We start from the raw sequence: 25,292 nt of genomic DNA on the forward strand, positions 1-25,292 counted from the left end.
ACGCCGACGAAATCACTTTCAGGGACAGGTCCAGTGTTGCGCGGTGGCGGCAATCTGCCTAGCCAACTGCGCAATGGCCTGTTGGTGAGCCTGTACCAGACTGCTCAGCTCGACACCTGCCGGCTGGCGAATCTGGCTGCTACAGGTCAGGCTGCGGGGCGAGCCGCCCTCGCCTCGCACACGCAGGCTCCAGACCACGTCAATCAAGGCATAGCGTCCAGGCAGGGACTCGAAACGCCGCACATCGGTCTGCAGCGACAGCACCGGACGCCCAGGCTGTTTCGGCAAGCCTTCGAGGTTGCGTGTACCCAACTGCTGCTCCATCTGGCTGGCCAGGGCGTCGTGGAATTCATCCACCAACGGTGCGCTCCAGCGTTGGGTTTCCAGGATCGCCAGGGTGCCACTGTCCTGGCGTACCACCAGTTGTGGCTGGTCGACCTGGACCGGGATGCGCACGGTGGACATCTCGAACTGCATGGCTCCGGCCCGAGCACCGCCACTGCCTTCAGTCACCGGCGGCAGCAGGGTGTAGTAATGGGTGGGCGCGGAGCTGCAAGCGGCAAGTCCCAGGGTCAGGCTCAACAACAGGGCACGGGTTTTCATGGCTGGGCTTCCGGTACGGATTCGCGAACAGAGGAGGATGGCGACTGATAGGCATCCGGTTGGTGGTCTTTGATGCGCCCGCGAATCAGCGCTTCAGGATGACGACCGAGGAAGTCGCTGAGTACCCGCACCGAGCGTGCCGTGCGTTGCACTTCCTCCATGGCCTGGCTGAGTTTTTGACGCTGTGGCGAATCCTCGGAGAAACTCTCGTTGGCGCTGGCCAGGGTCTTCTTCGACTGCTCCAGGGTGTCGCGCATCTGCGGCAACACTTCGCCGTTGACCTGCTTCAAGGTCTTCTGCATCTCCACCAGGCTGCCATTGAGGTTGGCGGCAATGCTGTCGATCGGCAGCTTGCTGATCTTGTCCACCACGGCCTGCAGTTGCTCCTGCAGTTTGTCCATGCTGCCCGGCACGGTGGGAATCTCCAGCGGCCGCACGGTAGGGTCATAGGCCACCGGTTTGGCGTTGCTGACAAAATCCAGGGAGATGTACAACTGTCCGGTCAGCAGGTTGCCGCTGCGGGGCTGGGCCCGCAGACCGCTCTTGACAAAGGTGCCGATCAGTTGCGCACCGCGGGCCTCGTCTTCGCCGCCGGTCTGCTTCAGCAGTTTTTCATGGGCCTTGCCCAGGCGTTCGGGATAGATCACCGCGCCCACCAGGGTCGGGAAATATTTGCGCTGCTCGTCATAGTCCAGGTCCATGGACACCACCTTGCCGATGTTCACTCCGAGGAACTCCACCGGGGCATTGACGGCCAGGCCACGCAGGGCCTGGTCGAAGCGCATGCGGATGTAGTACGGCGCGCCATCGGGCGGGGCCAGCGCGGTGTCCTGGTCGCCGAACAGGGTGTATTCGGCGTTCTCCTCGGCCGACTTGGCATCGGGGCTGTACTTGGGCTCGACGAAGGCAATGCCCCCGGAAAGGATCGAGGACACCGACTCGGTATTGACCTTGAGGCCGTTGGCACCAAGGGTCACATCCACCCCGCTGGCATTCCAGAAGCGTGTATCGGTGGTCACGTATTTATCATTGGGCGCATTGACGAAGATCTTCACATCCACGCCCTTGCCGCTGTTGGCCAACTGGTAGGAGACCACCTGCCCCACCTCGATGCGCCGGTAATAGATCGGCGAACCGATGTCCAGTGATCCCAGGTCATCGGTGTGCAGGGTGAAGCGCTTGCCCTTCTGCCCATAGGTGATGGGTGGTGGGGTTTCCAGGCCCTTGAAACTGTCTTTGCGCTTTTCCGACTTGCCCGCGTCGGCGCCGATAAAAGCCCCCGACAGCAAGGTGTCGACCCCGGAAATACCGTTGGCGCCGATCCTCGGCCGGACCACCCAGAACATCGAGTCGTCGGCGGTGAAGGGTTCGGCAGACTGGTCCAGCTCGACCTTGGCCAGCACCTTGCGGCGGTCGTCGCTCAAGGCGATGGACGTGACCTTGCCGATCACCACGTTCTTGTATTTGACCTGGGTCTTGTTAGCTTCCAGGCCTTCGGCGGTCTGGAAGCTGATGGAGATTTCCGGGCCGGCCGACAGCGAGTTGTGGACCACCATCGACAGCCCCACCAGGGCCGCGACAATCGGCACCAGCCACACCAGCGAGACATTGAAGCGTCGCGTGTGCACCACCGGGGCACCTGGGGCAGGCTGGGGAGTTGCTGCGTTGGAACCTGGATGATCAGACATCTTCAACCTCTACATCCCAGATAAGCCGGGGATCGAAACTCATGGCCGCCAACATCGTCAGCACCACCACTAAACCAAAAAACAGAATGCCCAGGCGCGGATCGATGGAGCTCAGGGCACGAAACTGCACCAGGGCCGCCACCAGGGCCACCACCACTACATCGAGCATCGACCAGTAACCAATCAGTTCGATAAAGCGGTACAGCTTGGCACGTTCACGCTGGGCCCAGCGCGAACGGCGCTGACAGGTCACCAGCAAGGTACCAAGGACGAAAAACTTGATGCAGGGCACCACCACGCTGGCAATGAAGATCAGCAGGGCAATGTCCCAGGCGCCGGCTTTCCAGAATTCCACCACGCCGCTCATGATGGTGTTTTCACTGGCGCTGCCAAAGATCTTGGTGTGCATCACCGGCAGCAGATTGGCCGGAATATAGAAGATCAGGCTGGCCAGGAGAAATGCCCAGGTGCGCGCCAGGCTGTTGGGCTTGCGTGCATGTACCACCGAATCGCAGCGCGGACAGCGGTGCACGGACTGCGGGCAGACCTGGCCACAGGTGTGGCACAGCATCAACTGATGGTCCCGGGCGTAGGGCGGCGCGCTCATCAATAGCGACCCTCCAGGTCATCCCAGAGGTAGCGGATATCCTTGCCGGAAATCAGGATGATCAGCACCGTGAGCATCGCCAGGGCCCACAGTCCCAGCCCTGGATGCACGTCGAGCATGCCCGCCAGCTTGACGATGGCCACCAGGATCCCCAGCAGGCAGACCTCGAGCATGCTCCATGGGCGTAAATGCTCCAGGGCCCGCATGCAAGCCTTGAAGCCCGGTGCAGCACGCTCGATACAGGCAAACCCCAGCACCCAGCACAGCAGGATGATCTGCAGGCAGGGTGCGAGAATAATGGTCAGGCCGGTAACCGCGGCAATCAGGCTGATGCGCCCTTGGGCCAGGGCTTCCACCGATTGCCAGAGCGTCGCTTCGTTGCTCAGGCCTTCAAGGCTGATCTTGACCACCGGAAACAGATTGGCGAAGACGAACAACAACCCAGCGGTGATCGACAGGGCAAACAGTTGCTGCACACTCAAATGCCGGGCACGGGCCAACAACCCACCACAGCGTGAACACTGGGCGGTCTGGCCTTTGCCGAGCGGTACCGATTCGTATAGCGAATCGCAGTGTTCGCAGATGATCCAGTTGCGGGAAATAGTCATGGTCTTCTGATAGTCGATGGGGCAGTAGGTTCAGTGACCGCCCCTACTCAGGCTGTGCGGGGGCACAGTTTCAGAAAAACTCGAGGACGCTGTCCAGTTTTGTCTGAGGGCTCGACACAAACGTCTACGCCATAATAGGCGCCCCTGAGATTTTCGCCGACCAAGACCGGGGCCGGCGAACCTCAGCACTCATCCCTGCTCAGTGGGCCAGGCGCTGTTGCTGCCACTTGTCCCGCAGCACATCGTAGGCCCAGTGGTAGAGGTAGGTATACGGCAGGAAGAACAACAGGACGCCGATATCCAGAATGAATGCCTGCAACAGGCTGACATTCAACCACCAGGCAATCAGCGGTACCCCCACCGCCACCAGCCCGCCTTCGAACAGCAGGGCATGCAAGACCCGGGTCCAGCCGTTGCGTGCCAGACGCAGACGCTTGAGCAGACGATCGAAAAGACCGTTGAACACCACGTTCCAAACCAGTGCCAAAAGGCCGATGCCGATGGTTACCAGGCCCATGTCAGCCATGGGCTTGTCCATGATCCAGGACAGCAGCGGGGTACAGATCAGCACCGCCAGCAGCTCAAAGCCCACGGCCTGGAAAATACGTTCGGTAAGGGACTTGTGCAGGCTCATTACCTTGCTCCTTGAGTGAATGTACTGGCGATTCTCCAGGAGTACGTCGATACTTCATAACCAATAACCATCGATCAAGGCGATAGTTCATGGCCTCACATGAAGTGCTGCTGGCGTTCGTCCAGGCAGCGACCCAAGGCTCCTTTTCCGCTGCTGCACGCAAACTGGGCAAGAGTCAGTCGACCATCAGCGCTGCGGTGGCCAGCCTGGAAATCGATCTTGATGTACAACTGTTCGACCGCACCAGCCGCAAACCTGGCCTGACTCCGGCCGGGCATGTACTGCTGCAGCGAGCGGAAGAAATCCTCGCCGCCACCAGTCGCCTGGAAATGGTCGCCAGCCAGCTGTCCCAGGGTATAGAGGCGAAACTTACCGTGGCCCTCTCCGACACCTATCAGTCGGATCGCTTTGAAAGCTGCCTCAGTGCCTTCGAGCAGCGTTACCCGGACCTGGAACTGGAATGCCTGATTGCCGAGTGCGAAGACCTGATCGCCCTGGTGCAAAGTGGCCGGGCCCAGATTGCCTTCGCCGAGATGCAGACCGACTACCCGGCAGACCTGGACCACCGGACCATGGATGAGCGGGGTGAAATGTCCCTGTTCGTGTCCCGCGAGCACCCCTTGGCCCGACTGGATCGCGTCGACCAGGAGGCCCTGCGCCAGCACCGCGAACTGCGCCTGGCGACGGTGCTCAACCCCTATGACAGCCGCAGCCAAGGGCGCGTGTGGTCAGCCCCCAGCTACCTGATGCTGCTGGAAATGGCCCAGGGCGGCTTTGGCTGGGCACCGTTGCCGCTCTGGCTGGTGGAGGGCTTTGGCGCCGGCAGACTGCAGGAACTGAAAGTCCGGGGCTGGCCACGCACGGTGGCGGTGGATGCCCTCTGGTCGCGCCTGCATCCACCGGGGCCGGCGGGGAGTTGGTTGCTGGGCTGGATGCTGGAGTGATCCAGCTCGAATATCCCGCCCGGATGATCAATCGCGCATCCTCTTCGTACGGCATGCCGCCCCTGCCGATCACCCCCTGCAGCAGTGGCTATGCGGAGCCGGATGCCGGCCCTTGATGTAGCTGACGGTACGCTCGATGTCCTTGGCGATCACCGCCTGTTGCCAGCTGTCGATCAGCGTGGGGATCGGCGATTCGGTGGATGGGTTGAGCAAGGCGAAGCCCCTCAAGAGTGGAATGAATCCCTACTGAGCCCCCAGCAACCAGCCATTGGAATGCTCAGTTCCCCCTTAGTCGCCTGGGCATATGAGCAATCGACAGGCCGCAGAAAAATATTTTCTGCCCAGGCAAAATCGCTAAAATCCGCACCTTCCCCACCTGAACCTCCGCAGCCAGTGAACACTCGTCTCGTGCCTTATGAACAGCTCGACAACCAACAGCGGGCGCACCTGCTGAACTTTGAACTACAGCCAGGGCAAAAGGCATTTTCAGGGGACATTCACGGCGCGCTGTATACCCTGGCCAATGCCCCGGAGGGCGCGGCCAAGGGCTTCGCCCTGCTCAGCAATGCACTACCGGTGGCCTTCCTGCTGCTCAAGCGCCCACCGTGCCTGCCGGCCTGGGCGGATGCCGACAGCGCCACCCTGCATGCCCTGCAAGTGGACCAGCGGGTCCAGGGCCAGGGCTTTGGCAAAGCCTGCTTGCAGGCCGTGCCCGCCGTCGCGCGCCAGACCTGGCCGGACCTCAAGGGCCTGATGCTGGCGGTGGACGCCGACAACCAGGTGGCGTTCAACCTCTACCTCAAGCTGGGCTGGGTCGAAAACGGCGAGGCCTACAAGGGCCGGATCGGTTATGAGCGCAGGATGGTGCTGGCGTTTTAACGCCTGGGAATCCACTCAAGCTCTGTTCACGAGCATGAGAACGGCCGTATCCAGGGGGCCTTGGGTTCATTGCACCGCCAGGTCCAGCACCATCTCATGCCAGGCCATGCCTCCGTGGTCCGACTCCGAAGCCTTGATATAGACGAAGCAGAAGCGCTCGTAGAGCGGCACATGGCGCTCCTTGCACATCAGATGGATCCGCGCCTTACCCTGCTCGCCCATGCGCGCGATGAAAGACTGCAACAGTTGCCGAGACAGGCCCAGGCCCTGGAAATCCGGATGCACCACCACTGACATGATCACCACTTCGGAGCCGGCCGGGTCATGGCCGATCAGCTCCTTGAACGCCTCATCGGCCATCTGTACCTCGAAGGTAGCGCCGGAGTTGATGAAGCCGGCCACCTGCCCATCCACTTCGGCGACGATAAAACCCTCGGGCCAGGCAGTGATGCGAGTGGCGATCTTTTCCCGGGTCGCGGCTTCGTCACCTTCATAGGCCAGGGTTTCGATGGCGAAGCAGCGGTCCAGGTCAGTGCTCAGGACGGTGCGGATCAGCGGGGTCGAAGCGGTCATGGGTGGCAACCTGAAGTCGGTGAATGATGGCCGATTCTACCAATACTTGGGGGCTCGGCGGCTTGGCGTATGCAACGTATAGGGATCGCCAGCAGCGCCGTAAAGCTTTCATATAAGCCCTGGCAAGGCCTGCGCCAAGGGATTATCTATCAGTTCCCCGACGCCTCGTGGCCGGCCCCAACAGGCCGGAGCTACCGCGTCTTGCCCACAGGACCTTGATCATGAGCAATACCCAGATCGGCCTTTTGATGTTGTTCGGCATCAGCGCTTTCGGTTGCATCACCTTGTACATCGACTTCCTGCATGAGCGCCGCGGCGGCAAGCAATCGCCGACCGACGCCGCGCCGCAGGATCAAAGCCCTACCAGGCGATAGCCCACCTGCAACTCGGTGATCAGGTGCTGGGGCTGAGCCGGGTCAGCCTCCAGCTTCTGCCGCAGATGAGCCATGTGCACCCGCAGGTAATGGGCGCGATCGACATAGTCCAGGCCCCAGACTTCCAGCAGCAACTGGCGATGGGTCAGGACCCGGCTCTGGCCACGGATCAGCGCGCAGAGCAGGCGGTATTCAATCGGCGTGAGATGCACCAACTGCCCATCGCGGCGCACCTCATGGGTGGCCAGATCCACCTCGATGCTGCCAAAGGTCACTTTGCTGGTGGTCGCCGCCGTGCCGCTCTGGCCGTGACGCCGCAGTTGCGCGCGAATCCGCGCCAGCAACTCGGGCACACCAAACGGCTTGACCAGATAGTCGTCGGCACCGGCATCCAGGGCGGCGACTTTCTCGTCTTCCCGATCCCGCGCCGAGAGCACCAGGATCGGCACCGCCAGCCAGCCCCGCAGCTCACTGATCAGCTGTTTGCCGTCGCCGTCCGGCAGGCCCAGGTCGACAATCACCAGGTCCGGCTGGCGACTGGCGGCATGGATCAGGGCGCGCTTGACGCTGTCGGCCTCGAACACCTGGAAACCTTCGTCCTCCAGGGCGATGCCGACAAAGCGGCGGATATTGGCTTCGTCCTCGACGATCAGGATGCGTGCGCTGCTCATAGGGCTTCCATGGAAGGCGGTTGTCCCGCCGGCAAGGTAATGACAAAACTCAGCCCGGCATCGGCGTGAGGCTGGGCCTCGATACGTCCGCCATGGGCTTCGACAATGCGTTTGGCCAGGGCCAGTCCCAGGCCGATCCCGGCCACGGCGGACTCTTGCTGGCCTCGGCTGAAGGCCTCGAACAGGCTGTCCGGGGAACTGCCCTTGGGACAGCCAGGACCTGAATCGCTGACCTGCAGAATGATCTGCTGGTCGACCTGGCGGGCAGTGATCTGCACCAGGGTTCCGGCCGGGGTGTACTTGGCGGCATTGTCCAGCAGGTTCACCAGCACCCGCTCCAACAGCAGCGCATCCACTTCCACCAGGGGTAGATGTGGCGCCATGACAACCCGCAGTTCATGCCTGGCCAAGGGCTCGCGCAATTGACGCAGGGCGCTGCCGACAATCTCTTCCAACGAGTTCCACTGACGGTTCAGGCGCACTCCGCGCTCTTGCATCCGCGCCATGTCCAGCAGGTTCTCGATCAGCCGCTGCATCGAGGTGGCTTGATCGTGAATGCCGCGCAACAGTTGCGGCAGCACGCCACTCGGAGCGTGGGGCAACGCCGCGTCGGCAGCCCCGATGATGGTGGTCAGCGGGGTACGCAGGTCGTGGGAAATGGCCGCCAGCAAGGTGTTGCGCATGCGCTCGCCTTCCATCTGCACCACGGTGCTCTGGGCCACTTCGACGTAATGCACCCGCTCCAGGGCAATCGCCAGTTGGCTCATGCAAGCCTCCAGCAGGCGTTGCTCCTCAGGCTCCTTGAGCCGTTCAGCGTCCGCCAGTTCCAGCACCAGCACCCCACGCACGCGCATTGGCGCCTTGAGCGGCAGATAGCAACCCTTGGCCGCCGCCAGGGTATCGGTGCCCCGCCCTGCTGGCTGGCCATGGTCGTAGGCCCACTGGGCAATACTCTCGTCAATTGCCAAGACGTTGGCGCTCAAGGCCCGCACGCGATTGTCGGCATCCGGCAGTGCCAGCCCGACCCGGGCCTCGAACACCCCGCTGAAGGTGCGCAGGGCCATGGCGCAGATCTGCTCCTCGGTCAGGGCCGCCGACAACTCCCGAGCCAGGCCGGCCAGGGAAGTGGCGCGGCGCTCGCCCTCGGCAGCGGTGCGTGCCTGATGGCGCAGGCGCGCGGTGAGCTGGCCGGTGATCAGGGCAATGCCGAGCATCAGGGCAAAGGTGAAAAAATACTGGGTGTCGTTGACCGTGAACGACCATACCGGCTGGACGAAGAAGAAGTCGAAGCACAACACCGCCAGCATCGCCGCCCAGACACCCGGGCCGCGTCCATAGCGCAGGGCCACCAGGACCACGGTGAGCAGGAACAGCATGACCACGTTGGCCGGGTCGAAAACCTTCAACAACAGCGCCGCCACCGCCGTCGCGGCAAAACACGCAAGGCTGGCCCACAGGTAGGCCGGCGCGCGACTGGGGGTCAAACCGGCCTCGGGCTTTTCCACAGGTGCCTGGCGTCGGCTCAGGGGGCCATTGGCGATCACGATCTGGTCGATTTCCGGGTGCTGGCGACTGATGCGGTCGCTCACCGACTGATGCCAGAACTGCCAGACCTTGCGCGGGTAATGCCCCAGCACCAGGCGGTTGGCGTTGTGCTCACGGGCGCAAGCCACCAGGGCTTCGGCCACATCCAGGCCGGGCAAGGTGGCGGTCTCGGCACCAAACTCGGCGGCCAGGGCCAGGGTCTTCATGGCCGCGGCATAACGGCCGGCGCCGGTGCCACGGCCGCCCCGTTGCGCCGAGGCCACATGCACCACGATCCAGTCGGCTTCGAGCTTCTGCGCCAGGCGCGCGGCCTCACGTACCAGGCGCTCATCCGCCGGGTCACCGGCCACGCCCACCAACAACCGCTCCCGAGCCGGCCACAAGGCATTGATCGAACGCTCGCGACGGTAATCGCGCATCTGCGCATCGACCCGGTCGGCGGTGCGGCGCAGGGTCAGTTCACGCAGGGCCAGCAAGTTGCCCTTGCGAAAGAAGTTGCGTGAAGCGCGCTCGGCCTGGGGCCCCATGTAGACCTTGCCGTCCTTGAGGCGACGCAGCAGGTCATCCGGCGGCAGGTCGATCACCAGCACTTCGTGGGCTTCATCGAACAAGTGATCGGGCACGGTCTCACGCACGCGGATGCCGATGATCCCGCTGACGATGTCGTTGAGGCTTTCCAGGTGCTGAACGTTGAGGGTGGTCCACACATCGATGCCGGCCCGCAGCAACTCCTCCACGTCCTGCCAGCGCTTGGGATGGCGAGAGCCGGGGACGTTGCTGTGGGCCAGTTCGTCCACCAGCAGCACCGAGGGGCGTCGCGCCAAGGCGGCGTCCAGGTCGAATTCAGGCAAGGCGTAATCGCGGTGCATCAGGCTGTGGCGCTCCAGCACCTCCAGGCCCTGGAGCAGCTCGGCGGTTTCCCGACGGCCGTGGGTTTCCACCACCCCGGCCACCACGTCGCGACCCAGGGCCACTTCGTCGCGGGCGGCGGTGAGCATGGCGCAGGTCTTGCCGACCCCGGCGTTGGAACCGAAATAGATCCGCAGCTTGCCGCGCTGGGCCGCCTGTTCATCCTGGTGCAGCTTTTCCAGCAACGCATCAGGATCGGGGCGGCCGTCACGCGGCGGGTTAATAGCATCGAGCACAGCCATGATTTTCCTTAAATGAACAACGCGGCGCTCCAGGGAGCGCCGCGTTGTTTCAGTCCTGTCAGACCAGGCCGAGTCCGGCCAGCAGCATGTCGATCAGCTTGATCCCGGCAAAGGGTACCAGCACCCCGCCCAGACCATAGATCAACAAGTTGCGGTTGAGCAGTGCCGCCGCACCGATGGCCCGGTACTTCACCCCCTTGAGCGCCAGGGGGATGAGGAACACGATGATCAGGGCATTGAAGATCACCGCACTGAGGATCGCCGAGTTGGGGCTGGTCAAGTGCATCACGTTCAATGCGCCCAACTGCGGGTAAGTGGCGACAAAGGCGGCCGGTACGATAGCAAAATACTTGGCCACGTCGTTGGCCACGCTGAAGGTGGTCAGCGCGCCCCGGGTCATGAGCATCTGCTTGCCCACTTCCACCACCTCGATCAGCTTGGTCGGGTTGCTGTCCAGGTCGACCATGTTGCCCGCTTCCTTGGCGGCCTGGGTGCCACTGTTCATCGCCACCGCCACGTCGGCCTGGGCCAGGGCCGGGGCGTCGTTGGTGCCGTCGCCGGTCATGGCCACCAGCTTGCCCTTGGCCTGGTAATCGCGGATCAGTTGCAGTTTGTCCTCGGGACGCGCCTCGGCGAGAAAATCATCGACCCCGGCTTCCACGGCAATCGCCGCAGCCGTCAGGCGGTTGTCGCCGGTGATCATCACGGTCTTGATCCCCATGCGCCGCAGTTCGGCAAAACGCTCCTTGATCCCACCCTTGACCACGTCCTTGAGTTCCACCACGCCCAGGGCCTGGGCGCCGTCGCTGACCACCAGCGGCGTGCTGCCACGGCGCGAGACTTCATCGACCTTGGCCTGCAACGCCGGCGGGAAGCTGCCCCCCAAAGCCTCGATATGCCGGCGAATGGCATCAGCCGCGCCCTTGCGAATGCTGCGTCCGTCCGGCAGGTCGACGCCGCTCATGCGGGTCTGCGCGGTGAACTGCACAAAGCTTGCACCGAGGGCATTGATGTCCCGCCCACGGATGTCGAACTTCTGCTTGGCCAGCACCACGATGCTCCGGCCTTCGGGGGTTTCGTCCGCCAGGGAAGCCAGTTGCGCGGCATCTGCCAGCTCGCTGTCCTTGATTCCCGGAGCCGGCAGGAAGGCGCTGGCCTGGCGGTTGCCCAGGGTGATGGTGCCGGTCTTGTCCAGCAGCAACACGTCCACGTCCCCCGCCGCTTCCACCGCGCGCCCGGAGGTGGCGATGACGTTGGCCGACATCATCCGGCTCATGCCCGCCACGCCGATGGCCGAGAGCAGCCCGCCGATGGTAGTGGGGATCAGGCACACCAGCAGCGCCACCATCACCGTGGCGCTGACCACATTGCCGGTGCCACTCATGGCCACGGCGAAGATCGAGTACGGGCTCAGGGTCACGATCACCAGCAGGAACAGCAAGGTCAGGCCCACCAGGAGAATGGTCAGGGCCACCTCGTTGGGGGTCTTCTGGCGCTTGGCGGACTCCACCATGGAGATCATGCGGTCCAGGAACGACTCGCCGGGGTTAACGCTGATGCGCACCACCAACCAGTCGGAAAGCACCTTGGTGCCGCCAGTGACCGAGGAAAAATCGCCCCCTGCCTCGCGGATCACCGGTGCCGATTCGCCGGTGATGGCGCTCTCGTCCACGGTGGCCACGCCTTCGATCACCTCCCCGTCCAGGGGCACCAGGTCGCCGGCTTCGATCAGCACCACCATGTCCTTGCGCAGTTCGCTGGCGGCCATGGGCAGCCAGGCGGCACCGTGCCTGGGCTGCTGCAACAGCTTGGCCAGGGTCTGGCGCTTCATGCCCTTGAGGCTCGCAGCCTGGGCTCGACTGCGGCCCTCGGCCAGGGCCTCGGCGAAGTTGGCAAACAGTACGGTGAACCACAGCCACAGAGTGATGCTGAGGATGAAGCCGCTAGGGGCTTCACCCTCACCGCCCAGGGACTGCAACCACAACAATGTGGTGAGCAGGCTGCCCAGGTAGACCACGAACATCACCGGGTTCTTCCACTGCGCCTGGGGCAGCAGTTTCTTCACGGCATCCAGGCACGCCGTGAGCAACAGCCCACGGTCGAACAAAGGTGTACGAGCGTTCTTACTCATGGTCGCTGTCTCTTACTCACTGGCCGCAAGCGGCGAGGAATGCACGGGTGCCAGGGCATCCAGCGCGAGGTTCAGTTGCAGCACATTGACCCGGGGCTCGCCCAGCAGGCCGAAGGTGCGGCTTTCGCTGTGGTCCTGCAGCAGCGCCTCCAGATCGACCAGGGGCACCTGCCTCAGGCGGGCGACCCGGCTCAGTTGCAACTGGGCGTTGGCCAGGGAAATGTGCGGGTCCAGGCCTGAGGCCGAGGCGGTCACTGCGTCCACCGGTACCGGAGTGTCCGCCGCCAGACCATTGAGCTGGCGGTAGGCGGCGACACGCGCCGCCACACTGTCCAGCAGCTTCTGGCTGGTGGGCCCCAGGTTGCTGGCGCCACTGGCCCCGGCGTTGTAGGGCTGGGGCACGCTCTTGCTCGGGTCCAGCGGATCGCTGCCGAGGGTCATGCTCGGGCGGCCCTGGAAATACTCCGGCCGGGTGAACCCCTGGCCGATCAGCCGTGATCCCACCACCAAGCCGTCACGCTCTACCAGGCTGCCCTGTGCCTGGAACGGAAACAGCAGGTTGGCCAACAAGGTGGCCGCCAGCGGATAGGCCAGCCCGGTCAGCAGCATGAAGAACACCGCCGCCACCAGCACCGGGCGCAACAGGCCCTTGAACAGCACCGAGGTGGTGCCTTGGGTTTGCATTTGCGTAGTCATCACAACCCCTTACTTGTAGGTCTGGCCGGCCAGCAACTGCAGTTGCTCGACCAGTGGGCCGAGCGCGAGCGCCGGCAGGAACGTCAGGCCACCGACCACCAGCACCACGAACACCACCAGGAACATGAACAGCGGAGTCGCGGTGGGAATGGTGCCGGCGCCGGCCGGAATGTTCTTTTTCGCCGCCAGGGAACCGGCCACGGCCAGCATCGGCAGCATGGTGAAGAAGCGCCCCATGAGCATCGCCAGACCGATGGTGGTGTTGAAGAACGGCGTGTTGGCATTCAGGCCGGCGAACGCCGAACCGTTGTTCGCGGTGCCCGAGGCGTAGGCGTAGAGCACCTCGCTGAACCCGTGGGGCCCGAGGTTGTTGAGGCTGTTCAGCGTGTCCGGCCACAGGGCTGCCAAGGCGGTGAAGCCGAGGATGCAGATGGGGTGCGCCAGCACCGAGAGCATCACCAGCTTGATCTCCCGGGCCTCGATCTTCTTGCCGAGAAACTCCGGGCTGCGGCCGATCATCATGCCCACCAGGAACACCGTCAGCAGGGCGTACTGGATCAGGTTGATAAAGCCCACGCCATCACCACCGAACACGCAGTTGAGCATCATCTGCGCCAGGGGCACGAAACCGCCCATGGGGGTCAGCGAGTCATGCATGGCGTTCACCGAACCGGTGGTGGCGCCAGTGGTGGTGGTAACGAACAGCGCAGTGTCGGCGATGCCGAAACGCAGCTCCTTGCCTTCCATGTTGCCGCCGCTCTGGGTCGCCGACAGTTGCTGGTCGGCGCCCGCCTGGGTCAACAGCGGATTACCGCCCTGCTCCGCGGTGAAGACGATGGCCAGGAAGCCGACGAACATCACCAGGAAGGTGCCGAAGAACACCCAGCCCTGACGCCGGCGCAGCAGCATGCTGCCGAAGGTGTAGGTCAATGCCGAAGGGATCAGCAACATGCTGAGAATGTGCAGGACGTTGGTCAGCGGCGTCGGGTTCTCGAACGGATGGGCCGCGTTCATGCTGAAGAAGCCACCGCCGTTGGTGCCGATGTGCTTGATCGATTCGAAGCTCGCCACTGCGCCAACGATCAACTGCTGCTGGGCACCTTCCAGGGTGGTAGCCAGGACCTGGGAGTTGAGGGTCTGGGGCATGCCCTGCCAGACATAGACCAGGGCCATCAGCAGGCACAGCGGCAGCATCACCCGGTACAGGGTGCGGGTGAAGTCTACCCAGTAGTTGCCGATATCCGCTGAGTTGGAGCGGCTCAGGCCACGAATGAAGCCGGCGGCCGCCACCACTCCGGCGGTAGCACCGACGAACATCAAGAAGGTGATCACCGCCATCTGGCTGAAGTTCGACAGGCTGCTTTCCCCGGAATAGGCCTGCCAGTTGGTGTTGGTGATAAAGGACGCGGCGGTGTTGAACGCCAGGTCCGGGGTTTGCGCCGCCAGCCCCAGGGGGTTGAGGGGCGTCATGCCCTGCAGGCGCAGTATCAGGTAGCCCAGGAGCATCATCGCCGCGTTGGACAGCAACAGCGCCGAGCCATAACGGGCCCAGCCCATGGTTTCGCCGGGGTCGATCCCCAGCAGGCGGTAGGTGGCCCGCTCCGGCAAGGCATGCCCATGGCCACTGAAGACCCGGGTCAGCCATTTGCCCATGAGCACGGCGAGCCCGGTCATTACCCCGAGGATCACCGCGTATTCCAGCACAGTACTCAACATGTCGATGCTCCGCTCAAATCTTGCCCATGGCGACGATGACCAGGGCCGTCAGTACAAAGAACCCCAGGGACAGGCCCACGAAGATCAGGTCGTACATGGCTGGTTTCCTTTCTCGATAAAGCCCGGACGGGCAAATGAACATGCTTGGGAAACGCTGAGTGCGCTCATCAGAATTTCTCGGCACGAATCAACGCGTAACCCAGGTAGGCAAACAGCAGCACGGCGCAAAGGCCGCTGGCGCCGTAGATGAATTCCAGTGTCAGCAAGGCAGCTCCCCTTAATCCATTGAGGCGGCGCCGCAACCGCAGCTCGCGGCCCGGACGCAACCGGTCAGGGCGCCCGTGAACGGGCCCCGGCAGGGAGGCGTGGACGGCAAATCCCCGCGCTCCTCTGCGCCACGCAGGTTAGGTGAGGGCGTATCAAGGTCGGACACTGATTGCGGGGGGCGGTATTAAGACGGCGTATAGATTGATGCAGCGGGGAGCTCAGAGAGGGATGGTGCCGCAGCGGGGTGTCGGGGGCGGGCCAGCGCCCCCGAACGCCTCAGGCACTTTTCAGCGGCAGCCAGATCTCCAGTACACCGGCACCGGTGTCCGGATTGAAGTCGGCGCTGTAGCGTTCGAACCCCGGCGCATCAACGGCCTCGCGGCCGGACTGAGGCAGCCAGGTTGTCCAGATGTAGTCGAAGGTCCGGGGCAAGTCCTGCAACGAGCCCCCATGCTCGAACACCGCATAGTGCTGCGGCTGCATTTCGATCCAGCGATAACGCTCGGGCAGGTCGTCGAGCTTGCTGATCTCGACCCCGGCGATGTACTCGAACCCGCCCTGGCCATCAGGATTGCAGCAGATGCCGTAGGTCACCTCATCGACCTGCCCCGGCACTTTGCCGATATGGGGAATGAAGCGTTGCCACAACTGGCCGATGTCTTGGAGAGTCGCCGGAGTAAATCGCTCGCTAAAACCTGCGATCAGCAAAAAACGCTCCCTTTCGAAGCGTGGTTCTGGACCTGCGCCCTGTTTTTGCTCATCCATGAATGCCACTCCTGCCGCTGAATAGATGGGTTCGGCTGCAAGTATAGAAGCCAATCAGCCAGGCCAGGATCAGAGCGCCGGAAGGTCTGCGACCCCGGCACCAACGATAAACTCCTGGTAGCCGGACAGAATCACGTACACCGCGAAATAGCAGAAGATCGCCGCAGATGCCAGGTAGGAATAGCGCAACAGCTTGTCTCCCAAAAGCTTGCCACCCTGGGTCGCGGCCAGGCACAGGCCCATGGTCCAGACCAGCCCGGCACAGAAGAAGCCGGCAAGGAAGAGTCCGGAGTCGGCAATCGTGCTGCCCCCGGATCGGGCAATCAGCGTGCCGCCCACCGCGGCGAACCAGAGGATTGCGCTGGGGGACGACATGGCCAGGAAAATCCCGCGGAAGAATTCCCGGCGCGGCGAACCGTTGTCCGCCTCAGCGGCCTCGGCCAGCACCGCGCTGTGATGGATAGCGGCGTAGATCATCTTCGCCGCAAAGTACACCAGCAGCGCCGAACCGCCGATCCACAGTACCCAGCGCACACTTTCGTACTGCAGCAATACGGTCATTCCGGCCAGGGCCAGCAACGCATAGATCAGGTCACCGACACAGGTCCCGAGCCCCAGGCAGAAACCCTGGAAATAGCCGCGCTGCATGGCCAGGGTAATCATCGCGATATTGGCCACGCCGATGTCCAGGCACAGTGAAAGGCTCAGCAAGAAGCCGCTGGTAAACTCCATCATTCATCCCGTTTGACGCTGTTGTTCGAAGAGGTGCCGACTGGCGATCAACCCGCTTAAACGGATCAGGCAAACGTCGGGCGCGGCCATTGCAGGCAAAAAGCGTGCACGTTATAGCGGCAAACCCCGCGCCTTCGCAAATCGCCCCGGCACGCTGAAAATAATTTCCCAGCCCTCTGGACAAGCCGCCGCTGCGGCCCTTATCGTCTGCCCCGCAGGCCACCGCAGTGGCCAACGTCGCTCGGACGGTTCCGGGCGCTTACGTCTTTTCGAGGCAACAATGGCCGAACAAGGTTCGCCGCGCCGCTTTGCGCGCATTGATCGACTCCCCCCCTACGTTTTCAATATCACTGCCGAGCTGAAGATGGCTGCGCGTCGGCGCGGCGAAGACATCATCGACTTGAGCATGGGTAACCCCGACGGTCCCACGCCGCCGCATATCGTCGAGAAACTGGTCACCGTCGCCCAGCGCGAAGACACTCACGGCTACTCCACCTCCAAAGGAATTCCACGGCTGCGCCGGGCGATTTCCCGTTGGTACAAGGACCGCTACGAGGTCGACATCGACCCGGAAAGCGAAGCCATCGTCACCATTGGTTCCAAGGAAGGCCTGGCGCACTTGATGCTCGCCACCCTGGACCAGGGCGACACGGTGCTGGTGCCCAACCCCAGCTACCCGATCCACATCTACGGCGCAGTGATTGCCGGCGCCCAGGTGCGCTCGGTACCGCTGGTGCCCGGAGTGGATTTCTTCGCCGAACTGGAGCGGGCCATTCGCGGCTCGATCCCCAAGCCGAAGATGATGATCCTCGGCTTCCCGTCCAACCCCACCGCGCAGTGCGTGGAGCTGGACTTCTTCGAGCGAGTGATCGCTCTGGCCAAGCAGTACGACGTGCTGGTGATCCACGACCTGGCCTACGCCGACATCGTCTACGACGGCTGGAAAGCCCCGTCGATCATGCAGGTACCGGGAGCGAAAGACATCGCGGTGGAGTTCTTCACCCTGTCCAAGAGCTACAACATGGCCGGCTGGCGCATCGGTTTCATGGTCGGCAACCCGGAGCTGGTCAACGCCCTGGCGCGGATCAAGAGCTACCACGACTACGGCACCTTCACCCCGTTGCAGGTGGCGGCGATTGCCGCGCTGGAAGGCGATCAACAGTGCGTGAAAGACATTGCCGAGCAATACCGGCAGCGGCGCAATGTGCTGGTCAAGGGCCTGCATGAACTGGGCTGGATGGTAGAGAACCCCAAGGCTTCGATGTACGTCTGGGCGAAGATCCCCGAGGCCTATGCGCACCTGGGCTCCCTGGAGTTTGCCAAGAAGCTGTTGGCCGAAGCCAAGGTCTGTGTTTCTCCGGGTGTGGGTTTCGGCGAATACGGCGACGATCATGTGCGCTTTGCCCTGATCGAGAACCAGGACCGGATCCGTCAGGCCGTGCGTGGCATCCGCGGCATGTTCCGCGCCGATGGCCTGGTGCCGAAAAACGGATAAACCATCAGCCACAAAAAAACCGCAGCGATGCGGTTTTTTTGTGCCCGGCGTACCGGTCTTTCGTTGATCAGCCAGTCCTACAAAAGGCAATGGAAGCCTGTAGCAACTGGCTGGCCGACGAAATGCTTCAGACCACCAGCGACAGCAACAGGATGAAGATCAGGCCCACTACCGAGAGGATGGTCTCCATCGCGGTCCAGGTCTTGAACGTCTCGGCCACGGTCATGTTGAAGTACTGCTTCACCAGCCAGAAACCCGCGTCGTTGACGTGGGACAGGATCAGCGAACCGGCGCCGGTGGCCAGCACCAGCAGCTCGCGATTGACCCCCGGGATCATCCCCACCACCGGCACCACGATGCCAGCACCGGTGATGGTAGCCACGGTGGCCGAACCGGTGGCGATACGGATCACCGCCGCCACCAACCACGCCAGGAGGATCGGCGAGATCTGTGCATTGACCGCCATGTGGCCGATCACATCACCCACGCCGCTGTTCACCAGCATCTGCTTGAAGCCGCCGCCGGCACCGATGATCAGGATGATCGCGGCAGTAGGCGCCAGGCTCGCATCCAACAGCTTGAGGATCTGCTTGGAACCGATGCCTTGCTTGTGACCGAAGGTGTAGAGCGACAGCAGCAAGGCCAGCAACAGCGCACTGATCGGGTGACCGATCATGTCCATCCAGATGCGGAAGAAGTGGCCGTCCGGCAGCATCACATCGGCAAAGGTCTTGAGCAGCATCAGGAACACCGGCAGCAACACGGTGACCAGCGTCACGCTGAAGCTTGGCAGGTTGGTGTTTTCATTTTCCCGCGCCAACTGGTCGACCAGTTCCTGGGACGGGTGGCCCGGAATGTATTTGGCGATAAAGGTGCCGTAGATCGGACCGGCAATGATCGCGGTCGGCAAGGCAACGATCAGACCATAAAGAATGGTCTTGCCGATATCCGCGCCAAACACCCCGATGGCCAGCAATGGCCCCGGGTGCGGCGGCACCAGGCCGTGCACCGCCGACAGGCCGGCCAGCAGCGGGATACCAATCTTGATGATCGAGACACCGGTGCGCCGGGCAACGATGAACACCAGCGGGATCAGCAACACGAAGCCGATTTCGAAGAACAGCGGGATACCCACCAGGAACGCGGCGAACATCATCGCCCATTGCACGCGCTCTTTACCGAACGAGCGAATCAGCGTCTGCGCGATCTGATCGGCGCCGCCGGACTCGGCCATCATCTTGCCGAGCATGGTGCCCAGGGCCAGGATGATGCCGACAAAACCCAGCACCCCGCCGAAGCCGTCCTGGAACGCCTTGAGGATCTTGTCCACCGGCATACCCGAAGTCAGGCCAAGAAAGCCTGCAGCAATGGTCAGCGCAATGAAGGGATGCAGCTTGAAACGGGTGATCAAGACGATCAGCCCGATGATAGTGACCACTGCATCAACCAGCAGAAAGGTCTCTTGGGACATGCCAAACATGGGGGGTTGCCTCCGGTTTGTTGTTTTTATTAAAGCGTTAAAAACAAGGGCCGAGTGGGATAGCGCTACCTTTTTCCAGCCAGCACTTAATGTGAAGTTTCAAGGCCATTCTCCAGCCACCATTGGTTGGCCAGTTCGGCCAGGCGCTGGACGCTCAGGGTACTGGCATCCAGCGCCAGGGTGAGCGGCTCCCCCACGGGGGATTCAAGGGTGGCGAACTGACTGTCGATCAGCGTCGAAGGCATGAAGTGCCCCGGCCGATGAGCCACACGGTCGGCGGCGACTGCCGGCGTCAGTTCGAGAAAAATGAAGCCCAGGCCAGGCGTCGCCGCGCGCAGGCGCTCGCGATATTTGCGCTTCAAGGCCGAGCAGGTCAGCACTGGGCGCTCGCCGGCAGCCAGGGTACGACGCAATTCATCGCACAGGCTGTCGAGCCAGCCGGCGCGGTCGTCGTCGTCGAGGGGAATTCCGGCACTCATCTTGGCGATGTTCGCAGCAGGATGGAACGTATCGCCTTCAATGGCCGTGGCGCCGCTGCGCAGGCACAGGGCCTGGCTGACGCTGGACTTGCCGCAGCCGGCAACACCCATGATGACCAGGGCGGTGATGGGTTGACTCATGTAACACCTCAGCGCGCAGACAGCGCTACCTTCGCTAGTTGAAAACCCTAGTACAAAAACAGTGTCTGCCGACGCCTTCTTGTCATTTTTGTGGGTTGCCGCGTATATAGTCCGTCAAACCAAAGAGCGAGGGTCAGGCACACCTCGCTCACGCATTGCAGCTGTTTCAGGACAGCGCTACCTTAGTGACTTGAATTTTGTTTGGCAAGCCGTCTGATGACCACCCAAAAGAACGATAAAAATACCCGCACCACGGGTCGCCCGACCCTCAACGAAGTGGCACGCCTGGCCGGTGTCAGCCCGATCACTGCCTCCCGGGCCTTGCGCGGCATCAGCAGCGTGGCCACCGAGCTGGTGGAAAAGGTGCAGCAGGCGGCACTGGAGCTGAACTATGTGGTCAATTCCGCTGCCCGCGCCCTGGCCTCGGCCCAGAGCCAATCGGTGGTGGTACTGGTGCCGTCGCTGTCGAACCTGCTGTTCATCGAAACCCTGGAGGCCATTCACCAGGTGCTGCGACCCAAGGGTTTCGAAGTGCTGATCGGCAACTACCACTATTCCCGGGACGAAGAAGAAAACCTGCTGCGCAACTACATGACCTACCAGCCCCGGGGGTTGCTGCTGACCGGCTTCGACCGCACCGAGAGTTCCCGGCGGATGATCGAGGCGAACAACATTCCCTGCGTCTACATGATGGACCTGGACTCCGGTGCCGGGCTCAATTGCGTCGGTTTCTCGCAGTTGAATGCCGGGGAGACCGCCGCCCAGCACCTGATTTCTCGTGGGCGCAAACACCTGGCCTACGTCGGTGCGCAACTGGACCAGCGCACCCTGCTGCGCGGCGAAGGTTTCCGCCGTGCCCTGCAGCAGGCGGGGCTCTACAACCCCGACCTGGAGCTGCTGACCCCGCGCCCATCATCCGTAGGACTGGGGGCAGAACTGTTCCTGCAACTGATGCAAAGCCAGCCTCAGGTCGATGCGATTTTCTTCGGCAACGACGACCTGGCCCAAGGAGCATTGCTGGAAGCCATGCGCTGCGGGATCAAGGTCCCGCAACAAGTGGCAGTACTGGGCTTCAACGACCTGCCTTCCTCGGAGCACATGGTGCCGCGCCTGAGCAGCATCAGCACGCCACGAGAAGCCATCGGCCGCCGCGCAGCGGAACAGATGCTGACCCTGCTGGCCGGCAACAGCGTGGCCGAGCCGGTGGTGGACATGGGCTTCGAACTGCGGGTTCGGGAAAGCACCTGAGACGTTTCAAGGTCCCACGCTCAAAGCACTGAGCAACAGGCCAAAACCCACCAGTACGGCGCCGAACAGTTGATCGATTCGGCGCCTGTAACTCATCAGGCGACTGGCGATGGCCGGGGCCGAAAAAAAACGTGCCACCATCACAAACCACAGCACATGAGCCAGGACGATGATCGCGCCATAGCCGATCTGCACCGCCAACCCCGTGCCCGGCTGGATCACCTGCATGAACAGGCTGAGGATGAAAATCATCGTCTTGGGATTCAATGCGTTGGTCAGAAAGCCACTGCGCAAAGCGGCCCAGGACGACATCTCGCCCCCGGACGGCCGCACCTCCCCCGAGCCTTGTGCAGGGCTGCGCAACAGCTTGATGCCCAGGTAGACCAGGTAGATCGCCCCGGCCATCTTCAACCCGCTGAACCACAACGCCGACTGCTGCAACAGCACGCCCACACCCAGCAGGCTGTAGCCGATATGCAACATGACCCCAAGCCCGATACCCAGCGCGGTCAGCACGCCGTGACGGCGCGAGAGCATCAGGCTGTTGCGCGTAACCAGGGCAAAGTCGGCCCCGGGGCTGAGCACCGCGAGAACGGTGATGGTGATTACCACTAACAGTTCAGTCACATCAGATACGCCTTGGTTATAGAATAAGGCGCTACTTTATGTGGATCTGCACCTGGACAGCCAACGATGAAAACTGACAATCACGGTGATAAAAACTCACAGACATTAGCGCGACGCTTGCCGCCCTTGAGCGCCCTGCGCTGCTTTGAAGCGGCGGCCCGCCTGGAAAGCTTCACTAAAGCCGGCGCTGCCCTGCACCTGACCCATGGCGCCATCAGCCGCGCCGTACGCGCCCTGGAAGAAGACTTGGGCACGGTGCTATTCGAACGCCGTAGCCACCGGGTGTTTCTCACCGCCGCCGGCGCCGAGTTGCTGCACGGCGTGACCCACGCTCTGGACTTGATAGAAAGCACTGCCAGCCGCCTGCGGGCGCCCAAGCCCAAGGCGCTACTGGTGCTGTCCTGTGAGCCAACCCTGATGATGCGCTGGCTGATCCCGCGGATGCCGAGCTTTCATGCCGCCCACCCCGAGGTGTCGATTCAACTGGTGGCCGGGGGTGGCCCCTTCTCGTTCAATGCGGGCATTGACCTGGCGATCCGGCGCAACGACTTTGCCTGGAGCGCCGACACCCAGGCCAACTGGCTGTTCGACGAAGCCATAGGCCCGGTCTGCCGCCCGCAGCAACAAGCCAACTGGACACCGCAGCAACACGACCAGCCTCACCTGAGCGCCCAGGCGCCACGCCTGCACAGTGCCACCCGGCCACAAGCCTGGGAGCAGTGGCTCAAACTCAAGCAGATACCGGGTGATCCGGCGCCGCAGGAGCAAGTTTTCGAACACTTCTACTTCAGCCTGCAAGCAGCAGTGGCGGGCCTGGGGTTGGCCATCGCGCCGTGGCAACTGGTGCGGGACGATCTGGCCAACGGCCTGCTGTGCGCGCCTTTTGGTTTTCTCGCCGATGGCAGCGCCTATTACCTGCTCGCACCTCAGGCAATCAGCGAGGACTCTGCGGCCGGACAAATGCTCCACTGGTTGCGTGAGCAAGCCCTGGAATAACGCCTTACACGGTTGGGCTGGCCGCTCCCAGCGCCGGGTCCTCACCACTGAGCAACTGCACCAGGGCCAGGGCGCCCTTCTGCAACGCCTGCTGCTTTAGCCACACCGCATGCACCGGCAGCACCAGGCCGTTATCGATGTTCTTGAACTTCAGACGCTGCAAGCGCCCCGCCGTCAGCAAGGGCTGAATCACTGATAACGGGAAATTGCCCCAGCCGATGCCTGCCTCCACCATGTGCTGAGCCATTGCCAGGCTGTCGGTGCGCCACAAAGACTCCCCCACCAGCGGCCGGGTATCGCTGATGGGCAGGTCGCGGCTGGCCACGACCACTTGGCGGACCCTGATCAACTCCTCCAGGTACAGCGAACCATCGCCGGCCAGACACAACGGATGTCGAGGCGAGATGCAGGCAATGACCCGCTCGCTGCCGATGTACTGGAAATATTCCAGGGCATTGACGCTCAGGCCAGCAAAGGCCACGCCGACACTGACTCGGCCACTGTGCAACAACTGCAGCACATCATCTTGAGGAGCACTGAGTACCTCCACTTCCAGCAGCGGATAACGCTCGGCAATCAGCTTGATTGCCGCCAGCACCCGCTGCTTGTCGATGTCGTCCACCACTGCGATCGACAGCTTGCTCTCCAGCCCCAGGGACAGCTCGATGGCGTGCACCTGCAACTGCTTGAGCTGGTCGGCGATCAACCGTGCATGCGGCGCCAGGGACAGGGCCAGTGGTGTAGGCACCGGCTCCCGATGGCTGCGATCGAACAACGCATACCCCAACTCGGCCTCCAGGTTGGCGATGCCCATGCTCACGGCTGAAGGCACCTTGCCCAAGGAGCGGGCGGCGGCCGAAAAGGAACCGCGCTCAAGCACGGCAAGAAACAACTGGATGCTGTCGCTGGAAAAATTCATGGGCACCAACCTATCAGAAAAACTGAAAGCTACTGACTTTTTCTATCACTCATATTGAAGCTATCTTCTGCGCCCCTCGCCAGTCAGGTACTGGCCATCCACCTTCAATACCGAGGAACCTCCATGCAAGGCGTGAAACGCAAACTGGTCTATGTGGCCCTATTCGAAGTGTTCGGTATGACCTTCTCGGCCCTGGGCCTGGCCCTGCTGTCCGGCACCTCCCCCAGCAGCACCGGCCCACTGGCCGTGGTCATCACCAGCATCGCGGTGTCCTGGAATTTCATCTACACCACGCTGTTCGAGCGCTGGGAAAGCCGCCAGCCATCACGCACCCGCACCGTCAAGCGGCGCATCGCCCATGCCGTGGGATTTCAACTGACGCTGATCGTGTTCCTGATCCCGCTGATTGCCTGGTGGATGCACATCAGCCTGGTGCAGGCGTTTCTCCTGGACCTGGCGCTGATCCTGTTCATCCCCTGCTACACCTTCGCCTTCAACTGGCTGTTCGACCGGGTCTTCGGCCTGCCGGCCTCGGCCCTGCCCGACCCGGTCTGAGCCAAGGCAAAACATGCCTGGAGGCAAATTGACCGTCGCCGAGGGCCCGCCACGCTGATAGATTCCCATGGCCACCGGTGCCACGAACAAGGAAGCGTCATGGGAACCCCCTGCAGAATTCTCGGTAAAGCCTCGTCCATCAACGTCAGGAAAGTCCTATGGACCTGTGAGGAGCTGGGGCTTTGCTACCAGCAGGAAGACTGGGGCAACGGCTTCCAGTCGACCCACAGTTCCGAGTTTCTTGCCCTCAACCCCAATGCCCAGGTCCCGGTGCTGATCGATGACGCCGGCGTCCTGTGGGAATCCAACAGCATCTGCCGCTACCTGAGCAATCTGCATCCCGGCAGCGGCCTGCTGCCCATTGCCCCGCGGGCCCGAGCCCTGGTGGAACAGTGGATGGACTGGCAGGCCACCGAACTCAATCCGGCCTGGAGCTACGCCTTCATGGGCCTGGTGCGCGAGCATCCGGATTACCAGGACGATCGGCGTATCGGTGCCAGCCTCCTGGCCTGGAACGCCAAGATGGCGATTCTCGAACAGCAGCTTGAAAACTCTGGGGCCTATGCCCTCGGAGCAACCTTCACTCTGGCGGATATCGTCCTTGGCCTCTCGGTCAATCGCTGGAAGATGACGCCCATGGAGCACCCGAACTTTCCCGCCGTAGCCCAATACTACGAGCGCCTCAGCCAGCGTCCGGGGTTTCTTCTGCACGGACGCAATGGCACGCCCTAACCTGACTAGCACTTTTTCAGCCCACCGGAGATTCGA

The 25,292-nt window shown here is 62.6% G+C and carries 28 protein-coding genes; 8 read left to right on the plus strand and 20 right to left on the minus strand.

The features are described from left to right. Positions 1 to 18: 18 nt before the first annotated feature. The 5 genes from GV818_RS08180 to GV818_RS08200 all read right to left on the minus strand — a co-directional run bounded on the left by GV818_RS08180 (position 19) and on the right by GV818_RS08200 (position 4,140). Positions 19 to 603, minus strand: a complete 585-nt coding sequence (locus GV818_RS08180) for a PqiC family protein (RefSeq protein ID WP_161776325.1) — start codon at positions 601 to 603, stop codon at positions 19 to 21. Next, positions 600 to 2,291 carry an intermembrane transport protein PqiB gene (locus GV818_RS08185; RefSeq protein ID WP_161756057.1) on the minus strand — a complete coding sequence of 564 codons (1,692 nt, stop codon included), beginning with the start codon at positions 2,289 to 2,291 and terminating at the stop codon, positions 600 to 602. The genes GV818_RS08180 and GV818_RS08185 overlap by 4 nt, the downstream gene beginning before the upstream one ends. Then, on the minus strand, positions 2,284 to 2,898 hold the full coding sequence (locus GV818_RS08190) for a paraquat-inducible protein A (RefSeq protein WP_161756058.1): 615 nt from the start codon (positions 2,896 to 2,898) through the stop codon (positions 2,284 to 2,286). Before GV818_RS08190 ends, GV818_RS08185 begins: the two co-directional genes overlap by 8 nt. Continuing rightward, the gene (locus tag GV818_RS08195) at positions 2,898 to 3,506 is read right to left on the minus strand and encodes a paraquat-inducible protein A (protein WP_161756059.1); all 609 of its coding nucleotides are present in this window, start codon (positions 3,504 to 3,506) and stop codon (positions 2,898 to 2,900) included. The genes GV818_RS08190 and GV818_RS08195 overlap by 1 nt, the downstream gene beginning before the upstream one ends. Before the next feature lie 199 nt (positions 3,507 to 3,705). Next, positions 3,706 to 4,140, minus strand: a complete 435-nt coding sequence (locus GV818_RS08200) for a multidrug/biocide efflux PACE transporter (RefSeq protein ID WP_161776326.1) — start codon at positions 4,138 to 4,140, stop codon at positions 3,706 to 3,708. Positions 4,141 to 4,229: 89 nt separating this feature from the next. Here GV818_RS08200 and GV818_RS08205 point away from each other — a divergent pair, with 89 nt between their 5' ends. Then, complete coding sequence (locus GV818_RS08205) at positions 4,230 to 5,084, plus strand: LysR family transcriptional regulator (protein WP_161776327.1); 855 nt, start codon at positions 4,230 to 4,232, stop codon at positions 5,082 to 5,084. 69 nt (positions 5,085 to 5,153) lie between these two features. Here the strand turns inward: GV818_RS08205 and GV818_RS08210 are convergent, their stop codons facing one another. After that, positions 5,154 to 5,297, minus strand: coding sequence for a hypothetical protein (locus GV818_RS08210; RefSeq protein WP_161776328.1), 144 nt, complete (start codon positions 5,295 to 5,297; stop codon positions 5,154 to 5,156). Between the two features lie 180 nt (positions 5,298 to 5,477). On the opposite strand from GV818_RS08210, the gene GV818_RS08215 reads away from it, so the two are divergent. Then, the gene (locus GV818_RS08215; protein ID WP_161756063.1) at positions 5,478 to 5,963 is read left to right on the plus strand and encodes a GNAT family N-acetyltransferase; all 486 of its coding nucleotides are present in this window, start codon (positions 5,478 to 5,480) and stop codon (positions 5,961 to 5,963) included. A 66-nt stretch (positions 5,964 to 6,029) separates the two neighbouring features. On the opposite strand, the gene GV818_RS08220 is transcribed toward GV818_RS08215, so the two are convergent. Further along, a complete protein-coding gene (locus GV818_RS08220; RefSeq protein ID WP_161776329.1) occupies positions 6,030 to 6,536 on the minus strand; it encodes a GNAT family N-acetyltransferase in 507 nt (168 codons plus the stop codon). 221 nt (positions 6,537 to 6,757) lie between these two features. Here GV818_RS08220 and GV818_RS34090 point away from each other — a divergent pair, with 221 nt between their 5' ends. Next, the gene (locus tag GV818_RS34090) at positions 6,758 to 6,910 is read left to right on the plus strand and encodes a hypothetical protein (RefSeq protein ID WP_178124791.1); all 153 of its coding nucleotides are present in this window, start codon (positions 6,758 to 6,760) and stop codon (positions 6,908 to 6,910) included. On the opposite strand, the gene GV818_RS08225 is transcribed toward GV818_RS34090, so the two are convergent. The 9 genes from GV818_RS08225 to GV818_RS08260 form a co-directional block, all read right to left on the minus strand. Beyond that, complete coding sequence (locus GV818_RS08225) at positions 6,889 to 7,581, minus strand: response regulator (RefSeq protein WP_161756065.1); 693 nt, start codon at positions 7,579 to 7,581, stop codon at positions 6,889 to 6,891. The genes GV818_RS34090 and GV818_RS08225 overlap by 22 nt on opposite strands. Next, the gene (locus GV818_RS08230; protein WP_161756066.1) at positions 7,578 to 10,277 is read right to left on the minus strand and encodes a sensor histidine kinase; all 2,700 of its coding nucleotides are present in this window, start codon (positions 10,275 to 10,277) and stop codon (positions 7,578 to 7,580) included. Before GV818_RS08230 ends, GV818_RS08225 begins: the two co-directional genes overlap by 4 nt. Before the next feature lie 58 nt (positions 10,278 to 10,335). Then, positions 10,336 to 12,408, minus strand: a complete 2,073-nt coding sequence (gene kdpB / locus GV818_RS08235) for a potassium-transporting ATPase subunit KdpB (RefSeq protein ID WP_161776330.1) — start codon at positions 12,406 to 12,408, stop codon at positions 10,336 to 10,338. Positions 12,409 to 12,420: 12 nt separating this feature from the next. Further along, positions 12,421 to 13,104, minus strand: coding sequence for a potassium-transporting ATPase subunit KdpC (gene kdpC / locus GV818_RS08240; RefSeq protein ID WP_161776331.1), 684 nt, complete (start codon positions 13,102 to 13,104; stop codon positions 12,421 to 12,423). Between the two features lie 9 nt (positions 13,105 to 13,113). Further along, entirely contained in the window at positions 13,114 to 14,820 is a 1,707-nt protein-coding gene (kdpA, locus tag GV818_RS08245) for a potassium-transporting ATPase subunit KdpA (RefSeq protein WP_161756069.1), read from the minus strand. A gap of 13 nt (positions 14,821 to 14,833) precedes the next feature. Continuing rightward, positions 14,834 to 14,962, minus strand: coding sequence for a hypothetical protein (locus GV818_RS34385; RefSeq protein ID WP_256667455.1), 129 nt, complete (start codon positions 14,960 to 14,962; stop codon positions 14,834 to 14,836). Between the two features lie 25 nt (positions 14,963 to 14,987). Next, positions 14,988 to 15,086, minus strand: coding sequence for a K(+)-transporting ATPase subunit F (gene kdpF / locus GV818_RS08250; protein WP_161776332.1), 99 nt, complete (start codon positions 15,084 to 15,086; stop codon positions 14,988 to 14,990). Positions 15,087 to 15,363: 277 nt separating this feature from the next. After that, the gene (locus tag GV818_RS08255; protein ID WP_161756071.1) at positions 15,364 to 15,852 is read right to left on the minus strand and encodes a GyrI-like domain-containing protein; all 489 of its coding nucleotides are present in this window, start codon (positions 15,850 to 15,852) and stop codon (positions 15,364 to 15,366) included. Between the two features lie 69 nt (positions 15,853 to 15,921). Beyond that, positions 15,922 to 16,584 carry a LysE family translocator gene (locus GV818_RS08260; RefSeq protein WP_161756072.1) on the minus strand — a complete coding sequence of 221 codons (663 nt, stop codon included), beginning with the start codon at positions 16,582 to 16,584 and terminating at the stop codon, positions 15,922 to 15,924. 280 nt (positions 16,585 to 16,864) lie between these two features. Here GV818_RS08260 and alaC point away from each other — a divergent pair, with 280 nt between their 5' ends. Further along, a complete protein-coding gene (gene alaC / locus GV818_RS08265; RefSeq protein ID WP_161776333.1) occupies positions 16,865 to 18,079 on the plus strand; it encodes an alanine transaminase in 1,215 nt (404 codons plus the stop codon). Between the two features lie 127 nt (positions 18,080 to 18,206). Here the strand turns inward: alaC and GV818_RS08270 are convergent, their stop codons facing one another. After that, positions 18,207 to 19,559: a GntP family permease gene (locus tag GV818_RS08270; RefSeq protein WP_161756074.1), complete on the minus strand. Its 1,353-nt coding sequence runs from the start codon at positions 19,557 to 19,559 to the stop codon at positions 18,207 to 18,209. Positions 19,560 to 19,645: 86 nt separating this feature from the next. Beyond that, a complete protein-coding gene (locus tag GV818_RS08275) occupies positions 19,646 to 20,179 on the minus strand; it encodes a gluconokinase (protein WP_161756075.1) in 534 nt (177 codons plus the stop codon). Positions 20,180 to 20,395: 216 nt separating this feature from the next. Between GV818_RS08275 and GV818_RS08280 the strand changes: the two genes are divergently transcribed. Next, positions 20,396 to 21,427, plus strand: a complete 1,032-nt coding sequence (locus tag GV818_RS08280; protein WP_161756202.1) for a LacI family DNA-binding transcriptional regulator — start codon at positions 20,396 to 20,398, stop codon at positions 21,425 to 21,427. Positions 21,428 to 21,433: 6 nt separating this feature from the next. Here the strand turns inward: GV818_RS08280 and GV818_RS08285 are convergent, their stop codons facing one another. Beyond that, positions 21,434 to 22,054 (minus strand): LysE family transporter, encoded by a 621-nt coding sequence (locus GV818_RS08285; RefSeq protein ID WP_161776334.1) that lies wholly within the window; start codon positions 22,052 to 22,054, stop codon positions 21,434 to 21,436. Between the two features lie 66 nt (positions 22,055 to 22,120). On the opposite strand from GV818_RS08285, the gene GV818_RS08290 reads away from it, so the two are divergent. Continuing rightward, complete coding sequence (locus GV818_RS08290) at positions 22,121 to 23,050, plus strand: LysR family transcriptional regulator (RefSeq protein WP_161776335.1); 930 nt, start codon at positions 22,121 to 22,123, stop codon at positions 23,048 to 23,050. 4 nt (positions 23,051 to 23,054) lie between these two features. On the opposite strand, the gene GV818_RS08295 is transcribed toward GV818_RS08290, so the two are convergent. Further along, complete coding sequence (locus GV818_RS08295; protein ID WP_161776336.1) at positions 23,055 to 23,969, minus strand: LysR family transcriptional regulator; 915 nt, start codon at positions 23,967 to 23,969, stop codon at positions 23,055 to 23,057. A gap of 123 nt (positions 23,970 to 24,092) precedes the next feature. On the opposite strand from GV818_RS08295, the gene GV818_RS08300 reads away from it, so the two are divergent. Beyond that, positions 24,093 to 24,524 carry a PACE efflux transporter gene (locus GV818_RS08300; protein WP_161756079.1) on the plus strand — a complete coding sequence of 144 codons (432 nt, stop codon included), beginning with the start codon at positions 24,093 to 24,095 and terminating at the stop codon, positions 24,522 to 24,524. 99 nt (positions 24,525 to 24,623) lie between these two features. Further along, on the plus strand, positions 24,624 to 25,256 hold the full coding sequence (locus GV818_RS08305; protein ID WP_161756080.1) for a glutathione S-transferase family protein: 633 nt from the start codon (positions 24,624 to 24,626) through the stop codon (positions 25,254 to 25,256). Positions 25,257 to 25,292 lie beyond the last annotated feature (36 nt).

This window comes from Pseudomonas sp. Fl4BN1 (assembly GCF_009908285.1).
GTDB lineage: Bacteria > Pseudomonadota > Gammaproteobacteria > Pseudomonadales > Pseudomonadaceae > Aquipseudomonas.

Coding starts and splice junctions, on each gene's coding strand:
- GV818_RS08180 (WP_161776325.1), bottom strand. CDS start 603: ATGAAAACCCGTGCCCTGTTGTTGAGCCTGACCCTGGGACTTGCCGCT.
- GV818_RS08185 (WP_161756057.1), bottom strand. CDS start 2,291: ATGTCTGATCATCCAGGTTCCAACGCAGCAACTCCCCAGCCTGCCCCA.
- GV818_RS08190 (WP_161756058.1), bottom strand. CDS start 2,898: ATGAGCGCGCCGCCCTACGCCCGGGACCATCAGTTGATGCTGTGCCAC.
- GV818_RS08195 (WP_161756059.1), bottom strand. CDS start 3,506: ATGACTATTTCCCGCAACTGGATCATCTGCGAACACTGCGATTCGCTA.
- GV818_RS08200 (WP_161776326.1), bottom strand. CDS start 4,140: ATGAGCCTGCACAAGTCCCTTACCGAACGTATTTTCCAGGCCGTGGGC.
- GV818_RS08205 (WP_161776327.1), top strand. CDS start 4,230: ATGGCCTCACATGAAGTGCTGCTGGCGTTCGTCCAGGCAGCGACCCAA.
- GV818_RS08220 (WP_161776329.1), bottom strand. CDS start 6,536: ATGACCGCTTCGACCCCGCTGATCCGCACCGTCCTGAGCACTGACCTG.
- GV818_RS34090 (WP_178124791.1), top strand. CDS start 6,758: ATGAGCAATACCCAGATCGGCCTTTTGATGTTGTTCGGCATCAGCGCT.
- GV818_RS08225 (WP_161756065.1), bottom strand. CDS start 7,581: ATGAGCAGCGCACGCATCCTGATCGTCGAGGACGAAGCCAATATCCGC.
- GV818_RS08230 (WP_161756066.1), bottom strand. CDS start 10,277: ATGGCTGTGCTCGATGCTATTAACCCGCCGCGTGACGGCCGCCCCGAT.
- kdpB (WP_161776330.1), bottom strand. CDS start 12,408: ATGAGTAAGAACGCTCGTACACCTTTGTTCGACCGTGGGCTGTTGCTC.
- kdpC (WP_161776331.1), bottom strand. CDS start 13,104: ATGACTACGCAAATGCAAACCCAAGGCACCACCTCGGTGCTGTTCAAG.
- kdpA (WP_161756069.1), bottom strand. CDS start 14,820: ATGTTGAGTACTGTGCTGGAATACGCGGTGATCCTCGGGGTAATGACC.
- GV818_RS34385 (WP_256667455.1), bottom strand. CDS start 14,962: ATGTTCATTTGCCCGTCCGGGCTTTATCGAGAAAGGAAACCAGCCATG.
- GV818_RS08255 (WP_161756071.1), bottom strand. CDS start 15,852: ATGGATGAGCAAAAACAGGGCGCAGGTCCAGAACCACGCTTCGAAAGG.
- GV818_RS08260 (WP_161756072.1), bottom strand. CDS start 16,584: ATGGAGTTTACCAGCGGCTTCTTGCTGAGCCTTTCACTGTGCCTGGAC.
- alaC (WP_161776333.1), top strand. CDS start 16,865: ATGGCCGAACAAGGTTCGCCGCGCCGCTTTGCGCGCATTGATCGACTC.
- GV818_RS08270 (WP_161756074.1), bottom strand. CDS start 19,559: ATGTTTGGCATGTCCCAAGAGACCTTTCTGCTGGTTGATGCAGTGGTC.
- GV818_RS08275 (WP_161756075.1), bottom strand. CDS start 20,179: ATGAGTCAACCCATCACCGCCCTGGTCATCATGGGTGTTGCCGGCTGC.
- GV818_RS08280 (WP_161756202.1), top strand. CDS start 20,396: ATGACCACCCAAAAGAACGATAAAAATACCCGCACCACGGGTCGCCCG.
- GV818_RS08290 (WP_161776335.1), top strand. CDS start 22,121: ATGAAAACTGACAATCACGGTGATAAAAACTCACAGACATTAGCGCGA.
- GV818_RS08295 (WP_161776336.1), bottom strand. CDS start 23,969: ATGAATTTTTCCAGCGACAGCATCCAGTTGTTTCTTGCCGTGCTTGAG.
- GV818_RS08300 (WP_161756079.1), top strand. CDS start 24,093: ATGCAAGGCGTGAAACGCAAACTGGTCTATGTGGCCCTATTCGAAGTG.
- GV818_RS08305 (WP_161756080.1), top strand. CDS start 24,624: ATGGGAACCCCCTGCAGAATTCTCGGTAAAGCCTCGTCCATCAACGTC.